This window comes from Halobacillus litoralis (assembly GCF_009856355.1).
In the GTDB taxonomy this organism is placed as follows: Bacteria; Bacillota; Bacilli; order Bacillales; family Halobacillaceae; genus Halobacillus; species Halobacillus litoralis_B.
Genome location: NZ_WMEW01000007.1, coordinates 90,215 through 115,476, shown reverse-complemented (window position 1 = coordinate 115,476; position 25,262 = coordinate 90,215). Strand labels below are relative to the sequence as shown.

The following is a 25,262-nucleotide window of genomic DNA, read 5'->3' as shown; positions in this document are numbered from 1 at the left end:
CTGTCCTTATACTCCTTTTACAAGCCTTGCAGAAAAGCTCTCCCTAAGATAAAACGCCCGCCTTTAAGGCTGGGAAAAGCGAGGGGCCCGGTGGGCAGCCCAGGCATTTTCAACAAAACGTCCTCGGATAAACAGAGTGGACAAGCAGCGCTTCTTCTTATGAAAAAGGCTGCCGAGAACGCTCTCGACAGCCCTGTACATTATACGTAATACTTTTCTGATTCAATTAATCCCCGGGCAATTTCCCGCTTCTTCGGAATGACGTTTGTCGGCGTATGGCGTGTCAGTTTACGAAGCGCACCGAGCATCATACGAAGCGAATCCCCGGTTTCAGCTGCAATCAGCGTTTCTTTCGCGTGAGCCTCGATACGGTTGAACGCTTCCTGGACGTACACCTGGGTGTAGAGGAGCTTCTGCTTGTTCTTTTCTTCTCCTGAACGGCTGATGGCTTTCTCCGTACGGAGCAGAGCCGATTCCATATTGTAAATCTCACCGACCATGTCAGCGATGTTAACGAGGACTTCCTGTTCCTTATCCAGCTTTTCTCCATATTTCTGTGCCGCAAGGCCAGCAGCAAGAAGACCGATCTTCTTCGCATTCTTCACTAAATATTTCTCCTGCTCCAGCGGCTCGAGACCCGGCTCTTCCGGCATCATCATCATGATTTCCTCCTGTAGTGCCTGCGCTTTCTGCAGGAGAGGAAGCTCGCCTTTCATCGCTTTCTTCAGGAGCGTCCCCGGTACGATCATCCGGTTGATTTCGTTCGTCCCTTCGAAAATCCGGTTGATCCGGGAATCGCGGTACATTCTTTCTACTTCGTATTCCGCCATAAATCCATATCCCCCGTGGATCTGTACAGCTTCATCCGAAGCAAAGTCGAGCAGTTCTGTTCCGAACACTTTATTCAAGGAGCATTCAATGGCATACTCCGCAATAACCTTGGCAACAGCAGCCCCGTCTTTCAGCTCTTCATCAGAAAGCTTACCCATACTTTGTTCAAACAAGCCCACCGTACGGTAGACGGAGCTTTCATTGGCGTACGTATTCGCTGCAACCGATCCTATTTTCTCCTGAATTAATGGGAACTGAGCGATCGGGGTTTTGAACTGTTTTCTTTCTTTGGCATATTTAACAGAAAGTTCAATGGCGCGCTTCGCTCCACCCACACCGCCGATGGCCAGTTTATAACGACCGACATTCAGAATGTTGAAGGCGATGACGTGGCCTTTTCCGATGTCCCCAAGGACGTTTTCCACTGGAACCTCTGCATCTTCAAGAATGAGGGTACGGGTCGATGAGCTCTTGATCCCCATCTTTTTCTCTTCCGGACCCGTGGATACACCTGGATACTCCCTTTCTACGATAAAGGCTGTGAATTTGTCTCCATCAATCTTGGCATAAACGACAAATACATCGGCAAAAGCAGAGTTGGTGATCCATTGTTTTTCCCCGTTCAAAATGTAGTGGGTGCCGGCTTCATTAAGCTTCGCTGTCGTTTTAGCTCCGAGGGCATCAGATCCTGAGCCCGGCTCAGTCAGGGCATAAGCGGCAATCTTCTCCCCAGCAGCAAGAACAGGAAGATATTTATTTTTCTGATCATGGTTTCCGAAAAATACAATTGGAAGTGAACCAATTCCAACGTGCGCCCCATGAGTGACAGAAAAACCGCCGGCACGGGAGAACTTCTCTGTAATTAAGGATGAACTGATTTTATCAAGCTGCAGGCCGCCATACTCTTCAGGGACATCGGCGCCGAGCAGTCCCAGATCGCCCGCCTTTTTCAGAAGAGCAACAGAATGTTCAAATTCGTGGTTTTCCAGATTCTCAATCTTTGGAACAACTTCTCCAAGCACAAAATCTTCGGCTGTCTTGGCAATCATCAAGTGTTCATCTGTAAAATCCTCCGGCGTGATGACCTGGTCCGCCGTCACGTCCTCGACAATAAATCCGCCACCTTTAATCATCTCTTTTAATTCACTCATTGGTTGTGCCTCCCCATTAGATTAGTTCAAAGACTCCAGCAGCACCCATACCGCCGCCGATACACATTGTTACAACACCGAATTGTTCGTTTCTTCTTTTCATTTCATGAATAAGACTCAATGTCAGCTTCGTCCCTGTGCATCCCAGCGGATGACCAAGAGCGATGGCTCCTCCGTTCACGTTGACTTTTTCCGGATCAAGACCAAGCTCACGGATGACGCGAAGCGATTGAGAGGCGAATGCTTCATTCAGTTCAAATAAGCCAATATCCTGGGTGGACAATCCGGCCATTTTGAGTGCTTTCGGCACTGCTTCAATAGGGCCTACTCCCATAATTTCAGGTTCAACTCCAGCTACGGCAAAGGAACGGAATTTCACCAGGGGCTGCAGCCCTTCAGACTTTGCCTTGTCATGATCCATTACAAGAACAGATGCGGCGCCGTCGCTCATCTGTGAAGAGTTTCCCGCTGTTACTGAACCTCTGGCAGAAAATGCAGGCTTCAGCTTCGCCAGTATTTCCTGCCTTGTACCAGGCCGCACCCCTTCATCGACAGCGAACATCTTTTTGGATTCCTTCACTTTATGATCGGAGCCAAGATCCCGGTTTATCACTTCCACCGGGACAATTTCATCCTCGAATTTCCCTTCCTGAATCGCCCGTGCCGCACGCTCGTGACTCTGAACAGCAAAAGCATCCTGGTCCTCTCTTGAAATTCCAAAGCGGGTGGCTACCGCTTCGGCCGTATGCCCCATGGACATGTAATATTCAGGGGCCTGTTCCACCAGTTCGATATTTGGTTTTATAACGTGTCCGCCCATTGGAATCAGGCTCATCGATTCAGCCCCTCCGGCAAGAGCGGTGTCACTGTGACCAAGCATAATTTTTTCAGCTGCATAGGCGATACTCTGCAGACCGGAAGAACAGTACCGGTTAATGGTAATGGCAGGGACTTTGTGATGAAGTCCTGCCAGACCTGAAATATTGCGGGCCATGTTCATTCCCTGTTCAGCTTCCGGCATGGCACATCCGATAATGACGTCGTCAATATTCCCTTCATAACCTCCGGCTCTTATCAACGTTTCCTTTATCGTTAAAGCGGCCAGGTCATCCGGTCTCGTATGGGCGAGCGCGCCTTTCCTGGCACGGCCCACCGGTGTTCTTGCCCCCGCTACAATCACTGCTTCTTTCAATGTATGTCCCCTCCTCTATGTCCTCTCCTTTTAGTTACGGAGCGGTTTTCCTTTCATAAGCATGTGCTGCATACGCGCCTGTGACTTAGGCTCACCGATCAGGCTGAGGAATGCCTCCCTCTCCAAGTCCAGCAGGTACTGCTCATCGACGAGTGTTCCCTGCTTCAGACGTCCGCCGGCCAGTACAAAAGCCAGCTTTTCGGCAATTTTCATATCATGCTCACTTGCGTACCCGCTCAAAACAAGCGACTTGGCACCTAGGAGCATAGTGGCTAATCCCTGCTCTCCTGTGACAGGAACCTTCGTTCGTTTAGGTGCTTGATATCCCGAACCGGCCAGACCGAGGACTTTCTGTTTGGCATCATAGAGCAGATGATCGCCGTTTGTGCTTACAGCATCCTGTTGATCCAGAAAACCATTCTCCAAGGCTTCTTCACCGGATGTAGATACTTTTGCCATTGCGATCTTTTCAAACACACTGACGGCCACCTTTTGGAGGTCAACCTCTACACCTTCAGGAATATTTCTGAGGTGCTTGATGTAAAGCTCCTTGTTTCCACCACCGCCGGGGATCAGACCGACTCCGGCTTCCACAAGGCCCATGTATGTCTCTGGAGAGGCTTGAACCGCTGCAGATGGAAGGCAGACCTCTGCGCCGCCGCCCAGTGTCATTCCAAACGGAGCTGCAACGACCGGCTTATCAGAATACTTCAGTTTCATCATGCTGTCCTGGAAGTTCTTTACGACCATTTCTATTTCAAAAAAGTTGTAATCCTGCGCTTCCATCAGCATCATGCCTAGATTGGCACCCACACAGAAGTTTTTCGCCTGGTTTCCGACCACGAGGCCCTTCCAGTTGTTTTCATCAACATAATCGACAGCAAAGTTCATCATCTGGACAATATCCAGACCGATGGCATTGCTTCGGGAGTGGAATTCAAGACCAGCGACTCCATCTCCCAAATCAATAAGACTCGCACCTGCGTTTTTCTTAATCACGTCTTTTTTCTCTTTTAGACGCTTCAGGTTGATCTGTTTTTTATTAAAAGACTTTTCCGTGTACTCCCCATTGTGGTAATAGTAAACGTTTCCATTTTCTTGTTTATAAAAGGACGGGATGTCTTCCGCGACCATTTGTTCCACCCATGCGGGAATGGTTTCCCCTTCGGCTTTCATTCGTTCGACGGAAGCCGAAACCCCGACGGCGTCCCAGATTTCAAATGGACCTGCATCCCATCCGAAGCCCCATTTCATCGCATCGTCAACAGCAGAAATATCATCAGCTATTTCCCCCGCCAGCTCTCCTGAGTACAACAGCACCGGTTTAATGATGGACCAGATCAAGTCGCCGGCACGGTCACCTTCAGCATTGACGAGGGTTTTCAGCTTGCGGTGCAGCCCTTTTTCCTGTTTTGCCGCTTCTGTAGCTTTTGTTTTTAATTTTCCACGCGGTTCATAATCAAGGGTTTCCGGATTCAATTGAAGGATTTCGCTTCCTTCCGCGGTTTTATTTTTCAAGAAGAATCCCTGGCCGCTTTTGGATCCAAGCCAGCCTTTTTCAAGCATCGCTGTCATAAAGCCTGGAACTTCAAAAGCTTTCTTTTCGTCTCCTTCCACCTGTTCATAGACATTGTTGGCGACATGGATAAAGGTATCCAGGCCTACAACATCAAGCGTACGGAAGGTGGCGCTTTTCGGACGGCCGATCAAAGGGCCGGTTACAGAATCCACCTCACCGACGGAGTATCCTTTTTCAAGCATTTTCTGCACCGTGATGAGAAGTCCGTATGTGCCGATACGGTTGGCAATGAAGTTCGGTGTATCCTTGGCTTCCACGACACCTTTACCAAGGACATCCTCTCCGAATGTTTTCATAAACGAGAGTACTTCTGGATCTGTCGAAGCCGTCGGGATAACTTCCAGAAGCTTCAAGTAACGCGGCGGGTTGAAGAAATGCGTTCCAAGAAAATGCTTTTTGAAATCATCGCTGCAGTCTGCAGACATCGCTTCTATGGAAATGCCGGACGTATTGGAACTTACAATCGAACCGGGTTTACGGTATTGATCCACCTGAGCCAGCACTTTCTTTTTGATATCCAGGTTTTCAACGACGACTTCGATAATCCAGTCAATTTCTCCCAGCCGGCTCATATCATCGGTAAAGTTGCCCGTCTCGATTAAATCAAGGTTCTTTTTACTTGTCAGCGGGGACGGCTTCTGCTTTAAAAGAGCTTTTTTATTTTCAACCGCTATCCGGTTTCGTACCGCTGGATGTTCGATCGTTAACCCTTTACTTTTTTCCTGTTCGGATAATTCCCGGGGTGCAATGTCCATCATCAGTACAGGGATTCCCGTGTTGGCCAGATGGGCAGCAATGCCGGCGCCCATCACCCCTGAGCCTAAAACTGCAGCCCGTTTAATTTTTTGATTCATCATTTCTCCCCCTATCTCTTTGAATGAACACTCATTCATTTTACAGTCAAAAAAATATAGTGCTGAGCCGGTATCTACGTCTAATATAAAATATTTTCAGACATTTCGCAATCCTTTTCTCCATAAATATCGAAAAATCTTCCAGGACGTTTCTGTACATTAGTGTATGATCTTCCTCCGTGTTTTGACTTCAAAAGGAGAATCCGTGCAGAACGGACCTCCTTATCTGCCGAATACTCCTCTCAAGACAAAAGCGACGTTTGCCGGGCGTTCAGCAAGGCGGCGCATAAAATACCCGTACCAGTCATTCCCATAAGGCACATACACGCGCATTTTATATCCTTCATCCACCAGTTCCTTCTGACGTTCCACTCGAATGCCGTAAAGCATTTGAAATTCGAATTGATCCTTTGATATGCCCTCTTTCTCCACTAATTTCTTTGTATACTCAATCATTTCATCATCATGCGTAGCTACAGCTGTATAATTCCCATTCATCAAGTGGATCCGGATGATCTTCTTTAGATTGTCATCGACATCCTTTTTATCCGGAAAAGCCACTTTGGCGGATTCCTTATAAGCCCCTTTGACCAGTCTCAGGTTCGGGGAGTAATGATCCAGCTCTTCTATATCTTCGGCTGTACGATATAAATAGGATTGGAGAACAGTCCCGATATGATCATATTCCTCCTTCAACTGCTTGAAAATGTCCAGGGTCATCCCGCAGCGTTCGTAATCTTCCATATCAATGGTTACGAACACATCATTTTTTTCCGCTGCATCAAGAATCCTGCGCATGTTCTCCATCACAAGCGATTCAGAAATATCCAGGCCCATGGAAGTCAGCTTCAAGGATAATTGAGAGTCCAGATGATATTCGGCTATGGCTTCAATTGCGGCGATACATCCATCTGCTGCGTCCCTTGCTTCTGCTTCACTGTCAATGAACTCTCCAAGGTGATCAATCGTGACGGCCAGTCCCTGTTCATTCAACGTCCGGATCGTTTGGACGGCATCAGGCACAGAAACACCCGCTACAAATTTACCCGCACCAAAGCGGAGTCCATATTTTTTTGCAAGCTTGGTAAAAAAGCGGTTTTTCGATAAAAAAAGAAAGAAATTGCGCATAACCTTTTCCATCTTCAAGCCCCCTGACTGGTGGTGGTTCCAATCTTTATAATTTTCAGAAATGTAAATGTTCGTGATTCTATTTTATCATTTTTCTTAAAAAAGGGTGAATGTTTTCATCCTATATTCGACAAATAAAACCTGTCTTCCATTTATAGATCATCCTGAAACAGCCATACTAACAGGGACACGATAAAGGAGGGAATTCCATGCAGCAGAACCAGGCACCAGGGTCCATGCAGGGGGCACAGCCTATGGCTCAAGCCCCTGATATTGTGACCATTAAAGATCAATTGTACCTTGCAGATATGCTTTCCTGGAATTTGACAGCATGTAAAAAAGCTCATTTTTATGCTCAAAATTGTCAAACCCCTGAACTTCAGGCAGCACTGGACGAAGCCGGACAAATGCATCAGCGGCACTATAATAAAATTTTGGAGCATCTGAATACACAATCCAACAAACCGAATTAAGGAGGGGCGCTATGAACTCAAATCAACCGCAGAAAATCCAAAATCCTGAAACAACTGTACCTCAGACGCCGCAGATGAACGAACGGGATTTCGTAAACGATCTGCTCGCTACGGAAAAGTATATGACATCGTCGTACAGTACTGCATTGAATGAGGCGAGTAACCAGGCGATCTATCAGGATTTAGCAACCATCTTCAAAGAGACGCAGGACTGCCAGAGAAACCTTTACAACCTCATGTTCAAACATGGGTGGTATGCGCTTGAGCAGGAAGAGAACCAAAAGCTGGACCAAGCCTACCAGAAATTTTCCGGCTATCAATCCCAGCTTCCCTACACCGTACAATAAGAAAAGCCCGGGATGACCGGGCTTTTCTTATGGATGAAAAAGAATTTGTGTATAAGCGATGCTTCCTGTGTGTAGTGTGGATACAGCCTGCCGGTGAATACTTCCCGCAGACGGGCTCTCAGCTGACTTGGTCGTTTTCTATGAAGAAAAGGCCGGAAAACAGCTGCCCATCAGCAAAAAAGGCCCGGACATTCCGGGCCTTCAATGATTATCCAACTACCTCATACCCCTGGGCATGAATGGATTCTTTGATTAAGTTTTTGCCGACATAGGCTTCATCGTAGACTACATTGACTTTACCACTGTCGAGATGAACCTCTGCTCCGTGCACACCTTCAAGGTTCTCTACTGTATTTTTAACGGTTTTCTGGCAGTGCTCGCACGTCATGCCGTTCACTTCAAGTGTCATTTCCATCACAAATCATCCTTTCTATTTTCTGGGTTACTTTATCTATTCCACATTGGAAAAGGGTCATAAACCGGAAATTAACTGGATGACGGATCATAATGCAGGCAGTACCTGCTAACCGCCTGCTGAAGGGAATGCAGATACGATACGTCAACAGGAAAACGGATCTGCTGAAGTTTTGGCACCTGCTCAGGCCTTACACCTGTAATGACCACGGCGGCTCCCATATAAAATAAAGAAGCAGTCAGGCTTTTTAATGCCTGAGCCCCGTCTTTCGGAATATCTCCAACACCGGTGAAATCGAGCAGTACCCGCTCCATACCGCCTTGATTCACGCGGTGAAGAAGCGGTTCTTCGATAACATCCATCTTGTCCAGGGATAGATCACCAAACAAGGGGATCAGCGCTGTGTCCGGTGTAAGAGTGATAAAAGGAGCCGAGAGGCGGTTGTTCAGTTCAAGTGCTTCCTCCAGTTTCTCTTTCTCTTCCAAAAGTTGAAAGTTGGTATCATTAAGACGGGCGCGCAGCTGGTTCATCATTGTCGTTACGCGCTCCATCTGGTCATCCTTCAAAATAAGCAGAACTTCTGCATGCAGATCATTATTCCATTTGACGTGCAGATCACAGGTGACAGGGTTACTGGCGTTCCCGTAAGGTTTCAGCTGGACTTCCAATGTAACCTTCTTCACTTCAGGATTGATCCACTTTTTCAGCTTGGAAAGGCTGCCCTCATCAAATAGGTCCATGAAGTTCTCTGTTATGACAAAGTGGTCTTCCGCTTCTTTGGAATAAGATTGTATGATGAAATTTTTGTTGATTGTGAAGACAGGCAGAGGAAAAGAATGGTCAACTCGTTTCATTGATGGATTCTTCCCTTCCTTCTTTGAACCAATGAGTCAGATGACCGATATTTTTGATCACCATAACCTGACTGGATTCAAATTCAGACAAATCAAATTTATAGGCGAGGCGGCCGCCGATCATAATGGTTGGTTTCCATTCCAGCTGCGCAAACGCTTCAATGGATTTTTTTATAATAGGAATACGGTAGGATAAAGCTGCGGAAATCCCAATCACATCCGGCCGGAATTTTTTAATTTGTAACAGGGAGTGTTCAATTGGAAGATCCGGCCCTAAATAACGTACTCTCCATCCATGTTCTTTGAACGTATCCGCAACCATTTTCAGCCCGATATAGTGCTGCTCCTCTTCCACACCGAAAAGAAGCACTTTATAATGCTGCTTCTTCCGAGGTGTCTGATGGTCAGATTCTATTTTTGAAAGAACAAAATCACATACAGCTGTAGCCAGATGTTCATCCGCAACAGATATGGCATTATTCTCCCACAGCTTCCCCACATGGTACATGGCTGGTGTAATCACCTTTTCAAATACGTGAGCCCTCGGATAGTTCTCCAGGAGACGGTAGGTGTAATCCAGCGCTTTCTCCTCATCTCCGCTCAAAAAAACTTGAGCGAGTTGTTCATGATGCAGATCCAAAATAGTCACCTCTCGTTCAGAGTATGAAGACGGTTGAGACCCTGCTCTAAATAAATGATGAACATTCGTTTCTCGTCCTCATCGACAAGAGACTGTTCATTCAGCAGTCGGGCAAGCCGTTGAAAATTGTCGATAATCAATAAGGTCGGGACGTTTCTGGACGTCAATACATTGTTCAGCCATTCGGTATAGTCCATAAAAAAATCCACGCTTCTCATCTCATAAGCTGCGGCCAGATGGTCCAGGTGGTGATGATTATCCTCTTCTGTCCGGTCTCTTCCGTTTTGGCCGAATTTTTCCCAAAGATAGGGATAAGCTTCATAAATTTCTTCGGTTACAGCTTGTACAAGGTGGGACTGTTCGCTTTTATTCATGTCGCCACCACCTCATACTTCTTCACTTTTGGCACAATTCCCTGCAAATCTTCGTCAGGGTAATGTTTTTCAAGCTCATGAATTTTTTTAAACTGCTCACTTCGTGCCCAATTCAAATAAGCTTGTTTAGATTCCCACTCCAGGTGCACCGTCAACTCTCCTGGTTTCCGATCATTCTGGAGAAGCTGAAAAGATAAAAATCCCTCTGCTTCATCTACGAGGCGAGAGCGATTTTGATAAATTTGAATGAGATCATCAGCTTTATGCTCCGGCACCACTACGGTGGAGTCTACAACAAACATGTTCATTTCCCCAATCTCATTTATTTTCGCTGTATACTATTTTACCATAGTCCTTGAAAATCTGTATAATGGAAAGATTAAACGGGCGGGACCTGCTGGTACGGAAGCCGATCCCCATACGAAGAGTGAATAAGAAATGAGCACACACGAAAAAGCACCGGTTCACCCGGTGCTTTTATCAAATAATTATTGCACTACCTCATCCAACACATGCATTTCTTCATGGTCCAGAAGGTTTTTATTAATCATGTCGTCGGCTTCCTTGTTCATATGATCTTGAAGATCTTTCAATTCTTCTTTATCACCAACAAGATAGAAGCGCTCCCAGCCATACTGCTTAGCCGCGCGGTCAATTTTAGGAGCTACACTCTTATACCAGCGGTAGCGGTTGGCTTCAAAGCGTTCTTCAAACTGATCCTGCTTCGAATTCTTCGCTCCACCTGAACCCATAGATGGCTGGGCTCTGTGAGGCCCCTGGTGCATGCGCCAGTCTTCTGTATTCAGATCCAGTTCGAATAATTGTGTATCCTTCAATCTGCCCAGTTCTGCATCAAGCAGCTTGATCTGGTTCTTCTGAGTCAAAATGACACCGGTTTTAGGGAACTGCTGCTGCATTTCCTTCAGCTGATCCAATACCGGAGTCTCTTCCCAGTAAAATTCTGTTTTGACAGGCATCTGGAATCTTTCAGCAAACCAGACGGTTTCATCGCCTGTAGCGAACAGGACAACACTTTTAGCAAAATGCTGCTCGTTCTCTTCTATAAAGTTTTCAACTTTTTCTTTTACAGCCCAGTAGTTTCTTTTTTCGTCTGAATCCCCGTCTTCCTGCAGATAGGATTCAAAGTTGTTCAATCCGTTCTTCAAATGAATTTTCCATTCGCCGCCTTGCTGGTCCGGATCGGATGGATCTGTATTCAGGTACATTGTAAATACTTTCTGAGGCTTTTCTAAGTGAATATGTTCTAATTTCTCTAGTTCTTTGTTTAAATCCATAATTCAGCGACTCCTTTCAATAGTTCAACTTTCTATATTGTCTATGTTTCCTGAAAGGTGAGCGCTTAAACTTCTTTTCTTTCTGCAAGCTGCTTCTTCAATTCAGCGAGAGTATCTGCGCTTTTTCCCGCCAGCCATGACAGTAGTAAATAATAACTCAATCGTTTGATCATTTCCTGATATTCGGCGATCTAAAAAGGAACGGGCCTTTTGGACGGCTTCAATTTCTTTCATTACTAATCCCCCCAACCATATCTTGTCATATTACATCAGAATATATTGAATTTTTTAACAATCATTGACCCACCCTTCATACTGTGATCCTGTATATTCTTTATTTTCATGGCTCTGTTATTACTGGGTGTTGTTATTTAACATGTGAGCTCCTATCACCCCTTTCTGTCATGGGATTTGTATGAGGCGGCCTTGGGAATGACTCCCTTTCCGTGGGGTACCGTGAGCCTCCTCAGGCAGCTCCTTCCCGCGGAAAGCGGACGGTTTTCCCTGCCATCCCATGCTCTGAGTAAACAACGGACCGGCCCCTTAATTCCAGACGGAGACGATTTAGTAATCGTTTAAAATATCAACAACAGACTTTAACAGAGCCATTTTCATAACAAAAGGCTGCCGATATCACGATCGACAGCCTTTAGGGGCAGACCCTTTCTTCTATGATTCCGTTGTCCATTCATCGACCAGATCCTGGTGCTCATCCAGCCATTGACGGGCTCCTTCTTCCTCAGAATCTGCTTCATTTATGGAAGCCATCAGACTTCCAAGCTGATTGTCGTCCAGTTCAAAACTGTCCCACCACTTCACCACTTCTGGATGGTCCTCTTTAAGACCAAGTCTTGCTGCATAAGAAATGTTTTCCGAATCTCCGTAGACGTTTTTCGTGTCCTCGAGAAGCTTTACATCCATCTCAGCGAAGACCCAGTGCGGTTTCCATAATGTCACTGCAATCGGCTCTTCATCAGCGATGGCATTTTTCAATTCTGTAATCATTGTCGGTTCTCCGGAAGAAAGCAGAGAATAATCCAGGTCATATTCTCCAATGGCTTCTTCCGTCAAATTCATAATGCTTGCTCCGGCAGAAATCCCTACAATCTGGTTATCGGAAAACTGTTCAGCATCCTTCAAATCCTCTATCGTATTGATGTCTTCCATATAAGTCGGAACAGCCAGCCCAAGTTCCGTTCCTTCATACCATGTTTCCCGCCAATCGATTTCATCCTTATATTTCTCATAAAACGGCTGATCTGTATTCGGGAGCCAGATTTCGGTTCCGATATCAAGGTCACCACTGGCAAGTGCCTCATATAGAAAGCCTTTTTCAACCTGTTCCAGTTCCACTGTATACCCTTGATCCTCCAGAATGAGTTTCCACATGTTGGATACAGCCACATTCTCTGCCCAGTTATTCATCCCGATATGTATCGTATCTGATTCTTCAGCACTTTGCTGGTCTCCACTGCCTTCCTCTGAGGACTCCCCACAGGCCGTTAATATAATCAAACCGGCCATCATAAATGCAGGCAGCCATTTTTTCCACTGTCTCATACACGAACGCCTCCTCTAATACTTTCATCCGTTCTCTATAAATTTCAATCACAATTTCGAATTATACCATAAACATAATTAAGTTCAAACAATTTATTCTGTATAAAAAATATAAACAAAAAGCAGCCTTCAGGGATTCCCCCGAAGACTGCTGATTGATTACATTCGTTTGTGAGCTCTGCGATCGGCCGCTTTCGCTCGTTCTTGAGCGATCTTATCTTCTCTGTCTGCCAGTTCTTCAGAAAACTCAACATCGATGTTCGCATGTTTTTGACTTTTAGGAGTCTGTGGAAGCTTTCGTTTCTGCTTCCCTTTTCCTTTGTGATGTTCATCTCTGCCCATCTCAACCGCCTCCTCACATGTGGAACAATCTTATTATGTGCCGCTTACGGGCAGCTATACTTCAGGCATACAGCCAATTTCTTTCCCATTTTCCAGTTTGGTTTCCTCTTGATATTGACAAGGGAAGAAGGTCGTTATATAATTAATCTCGAATTCAAGATAATTAACTCTTTATTTTTTATCCTAATATCTCGAATTCGAGAATGTAGGTAAAAGTGTTTTAAAGATAAACACAGGAAGGTGAACAGGACATGGGATTTATGGAAAAGTTATTCAATAAACAACCAAAGGAGATGGAGCATATGGCTAACGTAAAAGCAGCTGTTATTTTTTATACGATGGGTGGAACAAACTATACAATGGCTCAATGGGCAGCCAAAGGAGCAGAAGAGGCGGGCGCTGAAGTAAGACTGCTGAAGGTGGATGAACTCGCTCCTCAATCCGTGATTGAAGCGAATGAAGGATGGAAAGCAACGGTGGAAAAAATCAAGGATGTACCAACTGCTTCGTCTGAGGACATTGAATGGGCGGATGCCGTCATCTTTAGTATGCCGACACGGTTCGGGAACCTTCCTTCCCAGATGAAGCAGTTCCTCGATATGCAGGGAGGCCTCTGGGCGAACGGAAAGACCATTAATAAAGTCGTCAGCGGTATGACTTCCGCCCAGAATCCTCATGGCGGCCAGGAAGCGACCCTTCTTTCCCTCTATACATCCATGATGCACTGGGGAGCAATCATCGCAGCTCCGGGATACACGGACCCTGTGATCTTCGGCGCCGGTGGAAACCCTTATGGCACAAGTGTTTCCGTCGATCAGGAAGGGAATATGGTCGAAGATGTAGAAGCTGCCGCCAAGCACCAGGCCGCCCGGACGGTTCAAATCGCTCAAACGATGAAAAAAGGACAGCAGTAAAAAGGCACGTATATAAAAACAGGACGTCTGGATTCAGACGTCCTGTTTTTATGTCAGGCTGCTTTTTCCTTCTTCTGTTCGGTTTTACGCGTAATCGAAAATGCAGCTGTTACAAGGGCGGCCAGGATAAAGAAGCCTCCGATGGTCGGGTTTAGGGAAACCGACGCCTGTTCGATCACAAATCCGCCAATCAATGATCCAAATGCGATTCCAAAATGCAGCGCGGAATTATTTAAACTCTGCTGAATGTCTGCAGACTCCGGGGCGGAGGAAATCAGATAATTCTGCTGTGCAGGAGTAACCGCCCAGCTGAGTGCACTCCACACGACGAGGACGACAAGGAATACCGGAAGTACTGACGTCGTAAAAGGGATTGTAAAAATAGCAGCTGCAAAGACAAGGATAATTCCGAGAATGCTCCTCTCTGAACCGAATTTATCAGACAGGACACCTCCAATTCCTCCACCGATGACCGCCGCCGTTCCAAATACGAAGTAAATCACACTGACCCACGTGCCGTTCATTCCCATCACCGTTTTCAAATAGGGGGTTAAATAAGCGTAAAGGGTCAAGTGACCAGTCAAAAACAGAAAAGAAGTCAGCTGGGCACTCCATATTTTTTTATTTTTCAACGTTTGAAGCTGCTTTTTCACTGATAAGACCGGCTTAGGGGCCACCCTCTCCAGTAAAAGCATGACAGCGCCCATGGATAGAAGTGTCAGGATGCTGATGAGCAGGAACGGAGCACGCCACCCAAACGCATTCCCTATCGTAAGTCCGATGGGAACACCAAGCACCAGCGAGCCCGAGACACCCATGAAAATAGTACCGATCGCTCTCCCTCTATACTCCTTTTCCACTACAGAGGAGGCCATCGTTACAGCGAGTACCACAAGCAGTGATCCTGCAGCAGCAGTCAGAACCCTCGCAGTCATGATAACAGCGTACGTAGGACTCCAGAACGCAAGCAGGTTGCCCACGAAGAAAATGACTAAAGTCGTAATCATCAATTTTTTTCGTTCCACACGTGCGGTTGCCGTCAGAAGAACGGGAGACGCTATAGCGAATACTAAGGAAAATACTGAAATAAGGAGACCCGCCCTGCCAAGGGAGACATTCAGATCTTCAGCCACCAGGTCCAGAATTCCGCCAATAATTAATTCAACCGTACCGACGACAAAAGCGACGAGCGCCAACAGGTATACTTTTTTATTCATTATACGAACCCTCTTTTCTTTTGGTTACCACCATAATGGTAACTACATAAAGAAAGAAAAACAAGAGGCAATATTTACGTGGGAAGTAAACATCGTGTATCCTGAGGACAACAAAAAGAAAAGAGGAAGCCCATGTTACAAAATTTCGGTTTTACCCAGTATGAAAGTCAAGTTTATGAAGTCATGTCCGCGAGCGATCACGCCTTGGATGCTGCTACAGTCGTTAAGTTTTCACATGTACCGAAGTCCAAGGTTTATGAAGTCCTCCAGCGTCTTGTGGAAAAAGGATTGATCTTAACGTCCTTTCATGAGAAGAAGAAGTTATATACAGCGCTTCCCATAGAAATGACGATAAAAAAGCTTACAGCTGAATTTGAAGATCATATTGAGCAGCTGCGTAACCACAAATCAGAAATTCCTGATGCCGATGAACGGGTATGGACATTGAAAAACAACCACAGCATTCACGTCCTTATGGAAAACTTGATCGAGAAGTCTGCCAGGGAGATTTTGTTGACGGGGTGGAACGATGAACTGGCCCCATTCGTGGACCTTCTTGAAAGAAAACAGGCGGAAGGCATCCATGTGGAATTGTTATCTGTCGGCAGTATTCATACCGGAGAACTGACTCCTCATATCCTTGTCCCGGACGAGAAACACGGAGGGCTGGAGCGTCATAAACTATTGATCATTGACGGAAAGGAGGTCCTGTTTGCGGGGATGGAGGCGGATCAATTCCAAGGCGTGCACACGTTTTCCAAGCCTCTCGTAAAGTTTTTCACGGAATTTTTCTATCACGATGTAGCGCTTTTGGAGATTACGAAGAAGCATCATGAAACATTACAGCAGGATGATGCTATCACCTCCATATTAATGAAACTCCGCTATTAAAAAAAGGACTGTCGGATGATCGACAGTCCTTCTGCTTATACTTTTTCTACAATGTATGTTTTTTTATTACGGAAATATTTCTCACCATCATCGGAAGAATGCTCAAAGAAACCTTCGAATGTATCCACTACCTTATATTCCCTTTCAGGTTCCGTAAAGAGCTGGGACTCGTTGTTGGATAAGACGACGACGTCCGTTGTCGAAACAAAGCTGTCCAGTTCTTTCGCTTTATAGTTTTTTCCTACTTCTACATCACTTAATCGATATTCTGCCACTTTTTATTCCACCTTTCCTGGGATTTATAGAGCGTTTCCCAGTTCATGGATAGACAAAACCCTTTCATCGGCCTAAATCGGCAGCAGCTTCCTTCGATACAGCCGGATAATGAACTCAATGAAGAAAACCGGATATTTTTTCGGCACAAATTTCCGCCGGTACAGGACGCGGTAGACCTTTTTCAAATCGTTCCACTGCGGACATTCAAAGTCCTGGGTAAACCGCACCACATCTATGACTTTGACCTGGCCATCGTGTGTCAGCATCATATTTTTCAAATGCGTATCGGAAGGGTTTAGTCCGAGATGACAGGCAAAATCCAGAGCCGCATCCACCCGCTCGATCATGTCCTCCGTTATCGGGACACCGGTCACCAGACATTCATAAAACGTTATCCCTTCCACATACTCCATAACGATGAAGTGATCCCCCTTCCCGTAAAAGGCCGGGAAGAAATCATGGTTATCCAGCTTTTCATACACTCCCGCTTCTATTTCAGCCAATTTTTCACAGCCTGGGTAAAACACCTTAACAGCAAGATCCGTTTCCCGCAGACGAAAAACAGAAGCGCTTCTCCCTTTCCCGATCAGCTCGAAGGACGAAGGGATGTGAATAATTTGTGAGTCATGGAACACAACTTCCTTCACTAGGGTTTGGACATCCATAGGAAGATTCTCCTTTGCGAAAACCTTTGTTTTTATAATTATATCAAATTTTTTAAAAATTAAAGTAAAAATAACTCTTATAATTTGACTGTGATAATCATTATCAACTATACTTGGTTTACTCATATGAAAGGAGCATGATCATGGAACAATATTTATATGTCGTAAAACCTTTTGAATATCGTACAGAAACCACTGAAGGTTCTCAAGCTGACGTAAAGACCTTAACCGAAGGCGATGTGTTACACGTGACCGGTCTTCCGCTTTATGTAGATCAGATGGGCTGGTTTGTTGAAGTGCAGATCAATGATGACGCTCCTTTTTCCATGTCCATCCCTTCTATGGATGATTGTTACGATCAAGGTCTGCTTTTCACAGAGATGGACCTGGATCTTGCCATCAATTATTATGAATTTAAAATAGATCAAAGTCTGGTCAGTAAAGACGAAGTCTCTTTCCATGAGAGCAAGCATGCTCTCGACCGATTCAAACAACTGCACCCAGAATTTATGAAAGCATAAAAAAGCTTGTTTTAACCAGTTAGCGTTCCATTTGTCTTGTATACGGTCACATTCCGCTTGTTGGTGGATGAATGCCGGAATATGAAAAAGATTGCTCTCCATCCACCAAGGGTCAGCTGGGTGAAGGGCAATCTTTTTTGATTTTAAAAAATCCCCAAGGAGCGCCGCCCCTTCCACTCCTGCGGAAGAACGAGTGGGCCGAGATCGCCGAGCGTGGGTTTTGCGAGGAAGCTCGGGCGCTCGTCCGCGGAAAGGGAAGGGGCTTACGCTCCTGGCGGAAAGAAAGAAAAAAGCTTGTAAAGAAACAGGATTTTCTCTACAAGCTGAAAAAGGAAGCGTACGAACGCTTCCTTTTTCTTTGTTCATTTCGTTACACTACCGCTGCTTTTTCCCGGGCTTTTTGATCTCAATCCCATCACTCGTGATCATCCTGCCCTCATCCTTCTGTTGATCGATCTTTGCATCATAGGTACCCTCCGTCAGGGTATCCGACACCTGCTCTCTCGTTACGGCAAGTCCATCAGCAGAAAACTCCTCCGCATAAGATGGTGCTTGTTTACGCTTCTCCTTCATTTATCATCCCTCCTTCTCTTTTAGAATGCTCGTATCCATAACGGAACATTCCATCCAGAACCTTTCAGGATGAAATCTCCCCACCTGTCACAACCTACTATAAGGAGGTGGAGGGTATGAGCAAAAAAAAAATGCATTTAAAGGAAGAGGAAAAGCCTCGGTCAATCCACAGGGATTAACCGAAGATGCGGCTGATCAGCAGCCGGATTCCCAACTCGAACAGAAAGCCAAAAAAAGCAATGCAAAACGATAAAAGCTGACTTTACTAGTCAGCTTTTTTGGCTATAGAAAAAGCCTGTGTTAATCAGTTGGAGCTGTCCATTTATCGTGTGAAAGGTCACATTCCGCTTGTTGGTGGATGAAGCCGCGGGCATCACCGCCGAACGTTCCTCGTGCCGACATTGGAATATATAGGAGAAAGCTTGTGCACTAAGCAGGTTCGCACATTCAAAAGCACAACATAGGCTGCGCTGATGACGGCTGCCTGCCGGAATATGAAAAAGACTGCCCTCCACCCAGCAAGGGTGAGCGGGATGAAGAAGAGTCTTTGTCGATTTTAAAGAACGTCCAAGGAGCGGTGCCCCTTCCACTCCTGCGGAAGAACGAGTGGGCCGGGATCGCCGAGCGTGGGTTTTGCGAGAAAGCCCGGGCGCTCGTCCGCGGAAAGGGAAGGGGCTTACGCTCCTGGTGGTAAGAAAGAAACAGGAATTTCTCTACAAGCTGAAAAGCTGACTTTACTAGTCAGCTTTTTTTATATACTGATCGATCCAGCTTACCATTTCCGTATCATCGTACAGCCGGTAAATGGTCTGGGAAAGACGGACAGGATCCCCGAAAAAGAACCGTTCATATAACGTCTGTCGAGCTCCGAAGCTGCTCATCGTCATATCCCAGGCCAGGCGGAACAATGCGACCCGCTCCTTTCCTTCTTTTTCGGCGCCCCTGAGATAATGATCCAGATCTCCGCCCCGCTCACCCTGAAAATCGGCGTCAGAAGGGATGGTCATCATCCCACTCGCACCCAGGAGCTGAATGATTTCTGTAAAGCGAGGATACAGCTCTTGAAATTGATTGACCGCTACATAAAGAGGCACTTGATTCGGAACGAACACCCCCGTTCCATCCACTTCACCTTCAAATTCAGCCTTTACCATCAGGGCCTTCATCGTCTCCAGCCCTTTCATGATTTCCACCACTTTACTCTGCACATGCTGATAATCGCTGATATTAATCATCTCTACGATGGATTGAGCAAGACCGAGAATGAACTCCGTCTTCACAATCTGCCTGGAAGCAATTTGATGAAGGGTAAAGGGAACAAACTTGCCATGGACATAAAGGTTGGTCGCAGCACGGAGGTTTTCATAAAGAAAGACACGGTCCCACGGCACGAGAACTTGATTAAATAAAACAACCGTGTCCATTTCTTCAAAGCGGGAGGAAAGGGGGTAATCGAAATGTGAGCCGCTTTTAGCGAAGGACTCCCGGCAGACAAAAGACACGCCTTGTGTATTACTTGGAATGGAAAAACCATACGCCTGTGAACTGTCCTGGGCGCCTGGCGCTGAAAAGACCAGGAGCTCATCGGTAATCCCTCCCTGTGTCGCAAGAAGCTTAGCCCCGTCAATGACGATTCCTTCCTCCGTATGATCGATTATAGCTGCATTCGTGACGTCTTTTTCCAAAAAGGCAAGACTGGAGCGGTTGGACTGGGGATTGACGAAGGTATGGGTAAAGGAAAGGTCATTCTCCCGGGCGTACTCATAAAAAGACAACAGCCGGTCCGGAAAACAGCCGGGCTCATTATCAAGCACATCTACGGATGCGGCAAAAGAAGCGAGGACGGTATTCATATAATCCGGACTCCTCCCCATCACACCTCCGGAATAACGCGCCCAATGCTGAATCATTGTTCTTCGTTTCTCCAGCTCCGCCCGTGTTTTCGGAATGAGGTAGGAAAGACCGATTTTGTTTCCCGTCGTTTCAGATTTATACACCATCTGCCCTTCCAAGGATGGAGAGTTTTGTAAATCATAAAGAGCGGCCTGACTTTTCATTACCCCTTCAAAGGCTTCATGATCCGAGATGTTTCCCTCCACCCGTTTTCCGCGCAGCCATACGTCGGACTGCCTGGCATTGATGCGTTGGATGTATTCTTTTCCAGTAATCACCGGCATGTCATCACTCCCGTTTCTTAGAGCACTGAAAAGGCTTGATAACATACCCTATTACACGAAGCGTATTTTGTACGTCGTCCCACACAAAAACCCGCCAAATAATTGGCGGGCGATTCATTAAGAATGGATGGTCCCGGAAAACTGTTCCGTCTCGGTGGACCCTTTTAACGCGGTTGTGGATGACGTGCCTCCCGTAATCACTTGAGCCACTTCATCAAAATATCCTGTCCCGACTTCCCTCTGGTGACGTGTGGCTGAGTACCCATGTGCTTCACTTGCAAACTCTGCCTGCTGTAATTGTGAATAGGCAGCCATGCCGTGGTCTTTATATTGGCGGGCCAATTCGAACATGCTGTGGTTCAAGGCATGGAATCCAGCAAGTGTGACAAACTGGAATTTGTATCCCATAACCGCCAGTTCTCTCTGGAAAGAGGCAATGGTTTCATCACTCAGCTTCTTCTTCCAGTTAAATGAAGGAGAACAATTGTAGGCCAGCCATTTCCCAGGGAATTTTTCATGAACCGCTTCAGCAAAACGGCGGGCTTCGTCCAAGTCCGGCTCAGAAGTTTCACACCATACCAGATCTGCATATGGGGCATAGGCAATCCCTCTGGCAATCGCCTGATCAATCCCAGCACTCGTTTTATAAAAGCCTTCTGCCGTCCGCTCCCCTGTTAGAAATGGAGCATCCTGATCATCAATATCACTGGTGATGAGGTCAGCAGCGTTGGCGTCCGTCCGCGCAATGATCAAGGTAGGTACCCCCATGACATCAGCGGCAAACCGGGCGGAAATCAAGTTGCGGACAGCGGTCTGCGTCGGCAGCAGCACCTTGCCTCCAAGATGCCCGCATTTTTTCTCTGAAGAGAGCTGATCCTCAAAGTGTACACCGGCAGCCCCTGCCTCGATCATTCCCTTCATTAACTCAAATACATTTAACTGTCCTCCAAAACCGGCTTCTGCGTCCGCGACAATCGGCGCAAACCAATCGATTTCCTCCCTGCCTTCCATATAATGAATCTGATCCGCTCTCTGAAGGGCCTGATTGATCCGCTTAACCACCTGGGGGACGCTGTTGGCAGGGTACAGGCTCTGATCAGGATACATCTGGCCCGAGAGGTTCGCATCGGCTGCGACCTGCCATCCACTTAAGTATATCGCCTTCAATCCGGCTTTCACCTGCTGCATCGCCTGATTGCCCGTTAAAGCTCCCAGCGCATGCACATACTCTTCCTTATGAAGAAGATTCCATAGCTTGCGGGCTCCATTCTCTGCCAGCGTATGTGTAATATCAATGGAACCTCTCAACCGAATGACTTCTTCAGGTTCATAAGGCCTTTCAATCCCTTTCCACCGCTCATCTTCTTTCCAGGTCTCCTTCAATGCTTCAACACGTTCGTTCATCTCTGCATCCCCTTTCATTGACTTTCTTTCTGTTACATAATAAATAATTTAATAATAAACTGATATATAACAGTTACGGCAGAATTATTCCTCTTTTTTAGACAGGCAGTGGTCACATTCCAACATATAGGTATAATGATGATTTTCAACCTCAGAACCACATTGCGGACACGGCATGGAAACAGCTTTCGGATAATTCATTCATTTTCCTCCTTTGTTATAACAGAAGTTATTTTGTTTATCTGTTATGGTACAGTTTACTTCGGAGAGCAGGAAATTGCAACCGTTTTTTGAAAATTTTTTATAATTGTGTATCAGCCTATGTAGATCAGCGCTGAAACACCAACATGTATCTATGAGAATACTTATACGCTTTACGTATGAGACTGCGGTCGTGCTATACTTTATTGTAAGCGGTTCATAATCTTGAATGAAAAATTTGTACGATTACAGCCCGAACAGGAACAAACGTTCTTGTTCAGCTGTACAGAAACAGCTATACTGTTCATACAACCCCAATAAAAAAGGAGTGTTCACTATGAAAGATCAGGCTGTCCCGTATTTCACTTTTAATGGTCAGGCAGAAGAAGCACTAAACTATTACAAGGAAATATTTGAAGGTGAGATTACAAACAGGCAGACGTTCGGTGAGGCAGACTTCGAAACGCCATCTGAAATGGATGACCGGCTCATGCATGCCCGGTTCAAAAAAGGCCCGCTCTTTTTCATGGTCTCTGACTCTTTCTTAGATCAGCCTGTTCAAATTGGAAGCAACATTTCCATGGCTTTGGAAATGGACAGTCCGGAAGAAATCGAAACGATTTACAAACGCCTGCAGGAAAAAGGGACGGTTATCATGGAACTGCAGGATACCTTCTGGGGAGCCACATTCGCTAAAGTGAAAGACCCCTACGGCATCACCTGGGACTTGAACTATACGAAAGAATAAACAAAAGGGACGGACGGGAAATTACCCGTCCGTCCCTTTTGGATGTTCTGGAAAAAGGATATTCTTGTTCTGAACAAAACAAATCCACTTCTCCCGTCCCCCCAGATGTTACGAATGGCGAAGAGCTTTCATGACAACTACGTCTTTTTATATATCCAGATGCCGTGTGCAGTTGAAGGGTTCACAAGACCATTCGTTATCACGGAACACGACTTCTGAAACCGATGTGTTTTTCATCGTTTCTTCCTTTACATGCGCTGAGTCCAGCATCTGGAGAATTTGACTGATGATGCCGCCGTGACTTATTACTAAAACATGCTGCCCCGGGTGTTTCTCCACCAAGTCCTCTATAAAAGATCGGCAGCGCTTGAGAACATCTTCCAGCGGCTCTCTCCCCAGGTCGAGGTCCCGCCAGTTCTCCCCCCATTTTTCAATCCGCTGCGCTTCTGTCGTTCCTTCTATTTGACCTCCCCCGACTTCCTGAAGACGGTCATCCAGTTGAATGCCTATGCTTAACTCCCTGGCAGCCACCTCTGCTGTCTGGACGGCTCTTTTTAACGGACTGCTGTACAAAGCATCCCACGATTCTTTTTTCAGCCGCGTGGAAAGTCTGACTGCCTGTTCAGTGCCTTCATCATCCAAAGGGATATCCGAGCCTCCCTGAGCCCGTTTCTCTTTATTCCATGATGTACTGCCGTGTCTTACCAATCCAATTTTCATCTTTCACTCTCCTTCCTCTCTGTATTTCGATACTTTGCTGGAAATACCTGCCCAACCTTTTCTTTGCCTGACAAGGCATAAAAGAATCCCACTCTCATCGGGAGAGTGGGACAGGACTTTCTATTCATTTAAATCGAGGTCAGTAACGGCTCCTTTGGCAGAAGAAGATACAAGACGGGCATACTTGGCCAGGACCCCTGTTTTGTGTTTCGGCTCAGGTTTTTTCCATGCCTGTCTGCGTCGTTCGTACTCTTCATCACTAACATCAAAATTGATCTGCTGCGTTTCACTGTCAATGGTAATGGTATCACCGGTTTCCAGAAGGCCGATCGGTCCGCCTACATAGGCTTCAGGGGCGACGTGACCGATGACGAATCCGTGGGATCCCCCGGAGAAACGGCCGTCGGTAATCAGAGCCACTTTCCCTCCAAGACCTTTTCCTACGATCATAGCGGTAATGGAAAGCATCTCCGGCATTCCAGGTCCGCCTTTTGGACCTACATTCCGGATGACAACGACATCGCCTTCCTGTACGTCATCACCGACAATAGCATTCGTTGCTTCTTCTTCACTGTTATACACTTTAGCAGGTCCTTCGAAGCGGCTGATTTTCTGACCGGACATTTTGGCTACAGCGCCTTCTGGTGCCAGATTCCCTTTCAGCACAACTAGAGGACCTTTCGGCTTGATCGGCTGATCAAACGGAACAATAACTTTCTGGCCGTCTTTCAACGATGGGACCTCTGCCAGATTTTCAGCGACTGTTTTTCCGGTAACCGTCAAACAGTCTCCGTGAAGCAGCCCTTCTTCCAAAAGCAGCTTCATGACCGCAGGCACGCCGCCGCTTTCATACAGGTCCTGCATCACATATTTCCCGCTCGGCTTCATGTCGGCAATGTGAGGGACTTCCTGACGGATGCGCTCAAAGTCATCCAGTTCCAGATCGACTCCTGCGGAATGAGCCATAGCCAGCAGGTGCAGAAACGCGTTGGTCGATCCGCCAAGGGCCATGACAACCGTGATGGCATTTTCGAACGCTTCTTTTGTCATGATATCCCGTGGATAGATTTCCTTTTCAAGCAGATCAACGACGAGCTCTCCAGCCTGTCGACATTCGTTTTCCTTATAGTCATTAACGGCAGGGGTAGAGGAAGACCCAGGGATACTCATTCCAAGAGCCTCTACGGCAGAAGCCATCGTGTTAGCCGTGTACATTCCTCCGCAGGCTCCGGCACCAGGACATGCATGGCATTCGACTCTGTGCAGCTGTTCTTCATCTATACTGCCTTCGTGATACTGACCAACGGCTTCGAAAGAGGAAACAATATCAATATCTTCCCCATCGAGTTTACCCGGCTGGATGGTACCTCCGTAGACATAGACCGATGGAACGTTTAAACGGCCAAGCGATATGAGACAGCCTGGAGTTGTCTTATCACAGCCTCCAATAGCTACAATCCCATCAAGACGTTCGGCATTCGTGACTGTTTCAATGGAATCCGCAATGACTTCCCGGCTGGGAAGGGAATAAAACATTCCTTCGTGGCCCATTGCAATCCCGTCGGCCACTGTAATGGTATTAAAAATCATCGGAGCCCCGCCATTATCCGATGCTCCACCTTTTGCCTGCTCAGCCAGTTTATCAATATGTACGTTACACGGGGTTACTTCACTCCACGTGCTGGCAATTCCGATCATAGGTTTTTTGAAATCTTCATCCTTAAATCCAACAGCTCTCAACATGGAACGGTTCGGGACACGGTTGACACCCTCACTGATGACTTTACTTCTGATTCTCAAATCTTTTTTAGTCTTGTCCATCCCTTACACCTCTCATTGCTTTTTATCTATTCTGTCGTTGGGAACAACTTATCATGATGATACTAACAAGAGGGGCTCTTGGCAATGACTTTTCTGAAT

Annotated in this window: 28 protein-coding genes; 6 read left to right on the top strand and 22 right to left on the bottom strand. The window is 46.4% G+C overall.

Going from position 1 to position 25,262, the window contains the following annotated elements; all coding sequences use genetic code 11:
• Nucleotides 1-200: 200 nt before the first annotated feature.
• The 4 genes from GLV97_RS11640 to GLV97_RS11625 all read right to left on the bottom strand — a co-directional run bounded on the left by GLV97_RS11640 (nucleotide 201) and on the right by GLV97_RS11625 (nucleotide 6,747).
• On the bottom strand, nucleotides 201-1,982 hold the full coding sequence (locus GLV97_RS11640) for an acyl-CoA dehydrogenase family protein (protein WP_160838457.1): 1,782 nt from the start codon (nucleotides 1,980-1,982) through the stop codon (nucleotides 201-203).
• Between the two features lie 16 nt (nucleotides 1,983-1,998).
• Complete coding sequence (locus GLV97_RS11635) at nucleotides 1,999-3,174, bottom strand: acetyl-CoA C-acetyltransferase (protein ID WP_160838455.1); 1,176 nt, start codon at nucleotides 3,172-3,174, stop codon at nucleotides 1,999-2,001.
• Nucleotides 3,175-3,204: 30 nt separating this feature from the next.
• Nucleotides 3,205-5,607 carry a 3-hydroxyacyl-CoA dehydrogenase/enoyl-CoA hydratase family protein gene (locus tag GLV97_RS11630; RefSeq protein WP_160838453.1) on the bottom strand — a complete coding sequence of 801 codons (2,403 nt, stop codon included), beginning with the start codon at nucleotides 5,605-5,607 and terminating at the stop codon, nucleotides 3,205-3,207.
• 222 nt (nucleotides 5,608-5,829) lie between these two features.
• The gene (locus GLV97_RS11625; RefSeq protein ID WP_160889722.1) at nucleotides 5,830-6,747 is read right to left on the bottom strand and encodes a proline dehydrogenase family protein; all 918 of its coding nucleotides are present in this window, start codon (nucleotides 6,745-6,747) and stop codon (nucleotides 5,830-5,832) included.
• A gap of 197 nt (nucleotides 6,748-6,944) precedes the next feature.
• On the opposite strand from GLV97_RS11625, the gene GLV97_RS11620 reads away from it, so the two are divergent.
• Both GLV97_RS11620 and GLV97_RS11615 read left to right on the top strand, forming a co-directional pair.
• Nucleotides 6,945-7,208, top strand: a complete 264-nt coding sequence (locus tag GLV97_RS11620) for a hypothetical protein (RefSeq protein ID WP_160838449.1) — start codon at nucleotides 6,945-6,947, stop codon at nucleotides 7,206-7,208.
• Between the two features lie 11 nt (nucleotides 7,209-7,219).
• A complete protein-coding gene (locus GLV97_RS11615) occupies nucleotides 7,220-7,555 on the top strand; it encodes a spore coat protein (protein ID WP_160838447.1) in 336 nt (111 codons plus the stop codon).
• A 208-nt stretch (nucleotides 7,556-7,763) separates the two neighbouring features.
• Here the strand turns inward: GLV97_RS11615 and GLV97_RS11610 are convergent, their stop codons facing one another.
• The 9 genes from GLV97_RS11610 to GLV97_RS11575 all read right to left on the bottom strand — a co-directional run bounded on the left by GLV97_RS11610 (nucleotide 7,764) and on the right by GLV97_RS11575 (nucleotide 13,035).
• A complete protein-coding gene (locus GLV97_RS11610; protein WP_160889721.1) occupies nucleotides 7,764-7,970 on the bottom strand; it encodes a copper ion binding protein in 207 nt (68 codons plus the stop codon).
• Nucleotides 7,971-8,041: 71 nt separating this feature from the next.
• On the bottom strand, nucleotides 8,042-8,824 hold the full coding sequence (locus GLV97_RS11605) for an STAS domain-containing protein (RefSeq protein WP_160838443.1): 783 nt from the start codon (nucleotides 8,822-8,824) through the stop codon (nucleotides 8,042-8,044).
• Nucleotides 8,811-9,473 (bottom strand): cobalamin B12-binding domain-containing protein, encoded by a 663-nt coding sequence (locus tag GLV97_RS11600; RefSeq protein WP_337194100.1) that lies wholly within the window; start codon nucleotides 9,471-9,473, stop codon nucleotides 8,811-8,813. The genes GLV97_RS11605 and GLV97_RS11600 overlap by 14 nt, the downstream gene beginning before the upstream one ends.
• Nucleotides 9,470-9,838, bottom strand: coding sequence for a hypothetical protein (locus GLV97_RS11595; protein WP_160838441.1), 369 nt, complete (start codon nucleotides 9,836-9,838; stop codon nucleotides 9,470-9,472). The genes GLV97_RS11600 and GLV97_RS11595 overlap by 4 nt, the downstream gene beginning before the upstream one ends.
• Nucleotides 9,835-10,140: an antibiotic biosynthesis monooxygenase family protein gene (locus GLV97_RS11590; protein WP_160838439.1), complete on the bottom strand. Its 306-nt coding sequence runs from the start codon at nucleotides 10,138-10,140 to the stop codon at nucleotides 9,835-9,837. The genes GLV97_RS11595 and GLV97_RS11590 overlap by 4 nt, the downstream gene beginning before the upstream one ends.
• Nucleotides 10,141-10,326: 186 nt before the next feature.
• Nucleotides 10,327-11,133, bottom strand: coding sequence for a VLRF1 family aeRF1-type release factor (locus tag GLV97_RS11585; protein WP_160838437.1), 807 nt, complete (start codon nucleotides 11,131-11,133; stop codon nucleotides 10,327-10,329).
• A gap of 102 nt (nucleotides 11,134-11,235) precedes the next feature.
• The gene (locus GLV97_RS20155) at nucleotides 11,236-11,367 is read right to left on the bottom strand and encodes a hypothetical protein (protein WP_272917345.1); all 132 of its coding nucleotides are present in this window, start codon (nucleotides 11,365-11,367) and stop codon (nucleotides 11,236-11,238) included.
• Between the two features lie 435 nt (nucleotides 11,368-11,802).
• On the bottom strand, nucleotides 11,803-12,693 hold the full coding sequence (locus tag GLV97_RS11580; RefSeq protein WP_160838435.1) for a glycine betaine ABC transporter substrate-binding protein: 891 nt from the start codon (nucleotides 12,691-12,693) through the stop codon (nucleotides 11,803-11,805).
• 159 nt (nucleotides 12,694-12,852) lie between these two features.
• Nucleotides 12,853-13,035 carry a YfhD family protein gene (locus tag GLV97_RS11575; protein WP_027956393.1) on the bottom strand — a complete coding sequence of 61 codons (183 nt, stop codon included), beginning with the start codon at nucleotides 13,033-13,035 and terminating at the stop codon, nucleotides 12,853-12,855.
• 302 nt (nucleotides 13,036-13,337) lie between these two features.
• Between GLV97_RS11575 and wrbA the strand changes: the two genes are divergently transcribed.
• A complete protein-coding gene (wrbA, locus tag GLV97_RS11570) occupies nucleotides 13,338-13,949 on the top strand; it encodes an NAD(P)H:quinone oxidoreductase (protein ID WP_160838433.1) in 612 nt (203 codons plus the stop codon).
• 53 nt (nucleotides 13,950-14,002) lie between these two features.
• Here the strand turns inward: wrbA and GLV97_RS11565 are convergent, their stop codons facing one another.
• Nucleotides 14,003-15,166 carry an MFS transporter gene (locus GLV97_RS11565; RefSeq protein ID WP_160842168.1) on the bottom strand — a complete coding sequence of 388 codons (1,164 nt, stop codon included), beginning with the start codon at nucleotides 15,164-15,166 and terminating at the stop codon, nucleotides 14,003-14,005.
• Between the two features lie 132 nt (nucleotides 15,167-15,298).
• Here GLV97_RS11565 and GLV97_RS11560 point away from each other — a divergent pair, with 132 nt between their 5' ends.
• A complete protein-coding gene (locus GLV97_RS11560; protein ID WP_160889720.1) occupies nucleotides 15,299-16,057 on the top strand; it encodes a TrmB family transcriptional regulator in 759 nt (252 codons plus the stop codon).
• A 35-nt stretch (nucleotides 16,058-16,092) separates the two neighbouring features.
• Here the strand turns inward: GLV97_RS11560 and GLV97_RS11555 are convergent, their stop codons facing one another.
• The gene (locus GLV97_RS11555) at nucleotides 16,093-16,332 is read right to left on the bottom strand and encodes a hypothetical protein (RefSeq protein WP_160838428.1); all 240 of its coding nucleotides are present in this window, start codon (nucleotides 16,330-16,332) and stop codon (nucleotides 16,093-16,095) included.
• Between the two features lie 72 nt (nucleotides 16,333-16,404).
• Entirely contained in the window at nucleotides 16,405-16,998 is a 594-nt protein-coding gene (locus tag GLV97_RS11550; RefSeq protein WP_160838426.1) for a serine/threonine protein kinase, read from the bottom strand.
• 143 nt (nucleotides 16,999-17,141) lie between these two features.
• Between GLV97_RS11550 and GLV97_RS11545 the strand changes: the two genes are divergently transcribed.
• The gene (locus GLV97_RS11545) at nucleotides 17,142-17,519 is read left to right on the top strand and encodes a hypothetical protein (protein WP_160889719.1); all 378 of its coding nucleotides are present in this window, start codon (nucleotides 17,142-17,144) and stop codon (nucleotides 17,517-17,519) included.
• Between the two features lie 375 nt (nucleotides 17,520-17,894).
• Here GLV97_RS11545 and GLV97_RS11540 read toward each other — a convergent pair whose 3' ends face one another.
• The 4 genes from GLV97_RS11540 to GLV97_RS11525 all read right to left on the bottom strand — a co-directional run bounded on the left by GLV97_RS11540 (nucleotide 17,895) and on the right by GLV97_RS11525 (nucleotide 21,874).
• On the bottom strand, nucleotides 17,895-18,092 hold the full coding sequence (locus GLV97_RS11540; RefSeq protein ID WP_160838422.1) for a YozQ family protein: 198 nt from the start codon (nucleotides 18,090-18,092) through the stop codon (nucleotides 17,895-17,897).
• Nucleotides 18,093-18,829: 737 nt separating this feature from the next.
• The gene (gene hpaB / locus GLV97_RS11535) at nucleotides 18,830-20,269 is read right to left on the bottom strand and encodes a 4-hydroxyphenylacetate 3-monooxygenase, oxygenase component (protein ID WP_160889718.1); all 1,440 of its coding nucleotides are present in this window, start codon (nucleotides 20,267-20,269) and stop codon (nucleotides 18,830-18,832) included.
• Nucleotides 20,270-20,386: 117 nt separating this feature from the next.
• Nucleotides 20,387-21,673: an isocitrate lyase gene (gene aceA, locus GLV97_RS11530; RefSeq protein ID WP_160889717.1), complete on the bottom strand. Its 1,287-nt coding sequence runs from the start codon at nucleotides 21,671-21,673 to the stop codon at nucleotides 20,387-20,389.
• Nucleotides 21,674-21,757: 84 nt separating this feature from the next.
• Nucleotides 21,758-21,874 carry a YhfH family protein gene (locus tag GLV97_RS11525; protein WP_160889716.1) on the bottom strand — a complete coding sequence of 39 codons (117 nt, stop codon included), beginning with the start codon at nucleotides 21,872-21,874 and terminating at the stop codon, nucleotides 21,758-21,760.
• 337 nt (nucleotides 21,875-22,211) lie between these two features.
• On the opposite strand from GLV97_RS11525, the gene GLV97_RS11520 reads away from it, so the two are divergent.
• Nucleotides 22,212-22,622, top strand: a complete 411-nt coding sequence (locus GLV97_RS11520; protein ID WP_160889715.1) for a VOC family protein — start codon at nucleotides 22,212-22,214, stop codon at nucleotides 22,620-22,622.
• Nucleotides 22,623-22,769: 147 nt separating this feature from the next.
• Here GLV97_RS11520 and GLV97_RS11515 read toward each other — a convergent pair whose 3' ends face one another.
• Nucleotides 22,770-23,342 (bottom strand): histidine phosphatase family protein, encoded by a 573-nt coding sequence (locus GLV97_RS11515; RefSeq protein ID WP_160889714.1) that lies wholly within the window; start codon nucleotides 23,340-23,342, stop codon nucleotides 22,770-22,772.
• Nucleotides 23,343-23,462: 120 nt separating this feature from the next.
• A complete protein-coding gene (gene ilvD, locus GLV97_RS11510) occupies nucleotides 23,463-25,163 on the bottom strand; it encodes a dihydroxy-acid dehydratase (RefSeq protein WP_160838408.1) in 1,701 nt (566 codons plus the stop codon).
• Between the last annotated feature and the right edge of the window lie 99 nt (nucleotides 25,164-25,262).

Excerpts from the sequence above, each read along its gene's own strand:
- GLV97_RS11545 (WP_160889719.1), top strand. The coding sequence starts at position 17,142 with ATGGAACAATATTTATATGTCGTAAAACCTTTTGAATATCGTACAGAA.
- GLV97_RS11520 (WP_160889715.1), top strand. The coding sequence starts at position 22,212 with ATGAAAGATCAGGCTGTCCCGTATTTCACTTTTAATGGTCAGGCAGAA.
- GLV97_RS11580 (WP_160838435.1), bottom strand. The coding sequence starts at position 12,693 with ATGAGACAGTGGAAAAAATGGCTGCCTGCATTTATGATGGCCGGTTTG.
- GLV97_RS11625 (WP_160889722.1), bottom strand. The coding sequence starts at position 6,747 with ATGGAAAAGGTTATGCGCAATTTCTTTCTTTTTTTATCGAAAAACCGC.
- GLV97_RS20155 (WP_272917345.1), bottom strand. The coding sequence starts at position 11,367 with ATGAAAGAAATTGAAGCCGTCCAAAAGGCCCGTTCCTTTTTAGATCGC.
- GLV97_RS11550 (WP_160838426.1), bottom strand. The coding sequence starts at position 16,998 with ATGGATGTCCAAACCCTAGTGAAGGAAGTTGTGTTCCATGACTCACAA.
- ilvD (WP_160838408.1), bottom strand. The coding sequence starts at position 25,163 with ATGGACAAGACTAAAAAAGATTTGAGAATCAGAAGTAAAGTCATCAGT.
- GLV97_RS11575 (WP_027956393.1), bottom strand. The coding sequence starts at position 13,035 with ATGGGCAGAGATGAACATCACAAAGGAAAAGGGAAGCAGAAACGAAAG.
- GLV97_RS11540 (WP_160838422.1), bottom strand. The coding sequence starts at position 18,092 with ATGAAGGAGAAGCGTAAACAAGCACCATCTTATGCGGAGGAGTTTTCT.
- GLV97_RS11525 (WP_160889716.1), bottom strand. The coding sequence starts at position 21,874 with ATGAATTATCCGAAAGCTGTTTCCATGCCGTGTCCGCAATGTGGTTCT.
- GLV97_RS11620 (WP_160838449.1), top strand. The coding sequence starts at position 6,945 with ATGCAGCAGAACCAGGCACCAGGGTCCATGCAGGGGGCACAGCCTATG.
- GLV97_RS11595 (WP_160838441.1), bottom strand. The coding sequence starts at position 9,838 with ATGAATAAAAGCGAACAGTCCCACCTTGTACAAGCTGTAACCGAAGAA.
- aceA (WP_160889717.1), bottom strand. The coding sequence starts at position 21,673 with ATGAACGAACGTGTTGAAGCATTGAAGGAGACCTGGAAAGAAGATGAG.
- GLV97_RS11515 (WP_160889714.1), bottom strand. The coding sequence starts at position 23,342 with ATGAAAATTGGATTGGTAAGACACGGCAGTACATCATGGAATAAAGAG.
- GLV97_RS11640 (WP_160838457.1), bottom strand. The coding sequence starts at position 1,982 with ATGAGTGAATTAAAAGAGATGATTAAAGGTGGCGGATTTATTGTCGAG.
- GLV97_RS11630 (WP_160838453.1), bottom strand. The coding sequence starts at position 5,607 with ATGAATCAAAAAATTAAACGGGCTGCAGTTTTAGGCTCAGGGGTGATG.
- GLV97_RS11615 (WP_160838447.1), top strand. The coding sequence starts at position 7,220 with ATGAACTCAAATCAACCGCAGAAAATCCAAAATCCTGAAACAACTGTA.
- GLV97_RS11605 (WP_160838443.1), bottom strand. The coding sequence starts at position 8,824 with ATGAAACGAGTTGACCATTCTTTTCCTCTGCCTGTCTTCACAATCAAC.
- GLV97_RS11560 (WP_160889720.1), top strand. The coding sequence starts at position 15,299 with ATGTTACAAAATTTCGGTTTTACCCAGTATGAAAGTCAAGTTTATGAA.
- GLV97_RS11610 (WP_160889721.1), bottom strand. The coding sequence starts at position 7,970 with ATGGAAATGACACTTGAAGTGAACGGCATGACGTGCGAGCACTGCCAG.
- GLV97_RS11585 (WP_160838437.1), bottom strand. The coding sequence starts at position 11,133 with ATGGATTTAAACAAAGAACTAGAGAAATTAGAACATATTCACTTAGAA.
- GLV97_RS11565 (WP_160842168.1), bottom strand. The coding sequence starts at position 15,166 with ATGAATAAAAAAGTATACCTGTTGGCGCTCGTCGCTTTTGTCGTCGGT.
- hpaB (WP_160889718.1), bottom strand. The coding sequence starts at position 20,269 with ATGCCGGTGATTACTGGAAAAGAATACATCCAACGCATCAATGCCAGG.
- wrbA (WP_160838433.1), top strand. The coding sequence starts at position 13,338 with ATGGCTAACGTAAAAGCAGCTGTTATTTTTTATACGATGGGTGGAACA.
- GLV97_RS11590 (WP_160838439.1), bottom strand. The coding sequence starts at position 10,140 with ATGTTTGTTGTAGACTCCACCGTAGTGGTGCCGGAGCATAAAGCTGAT.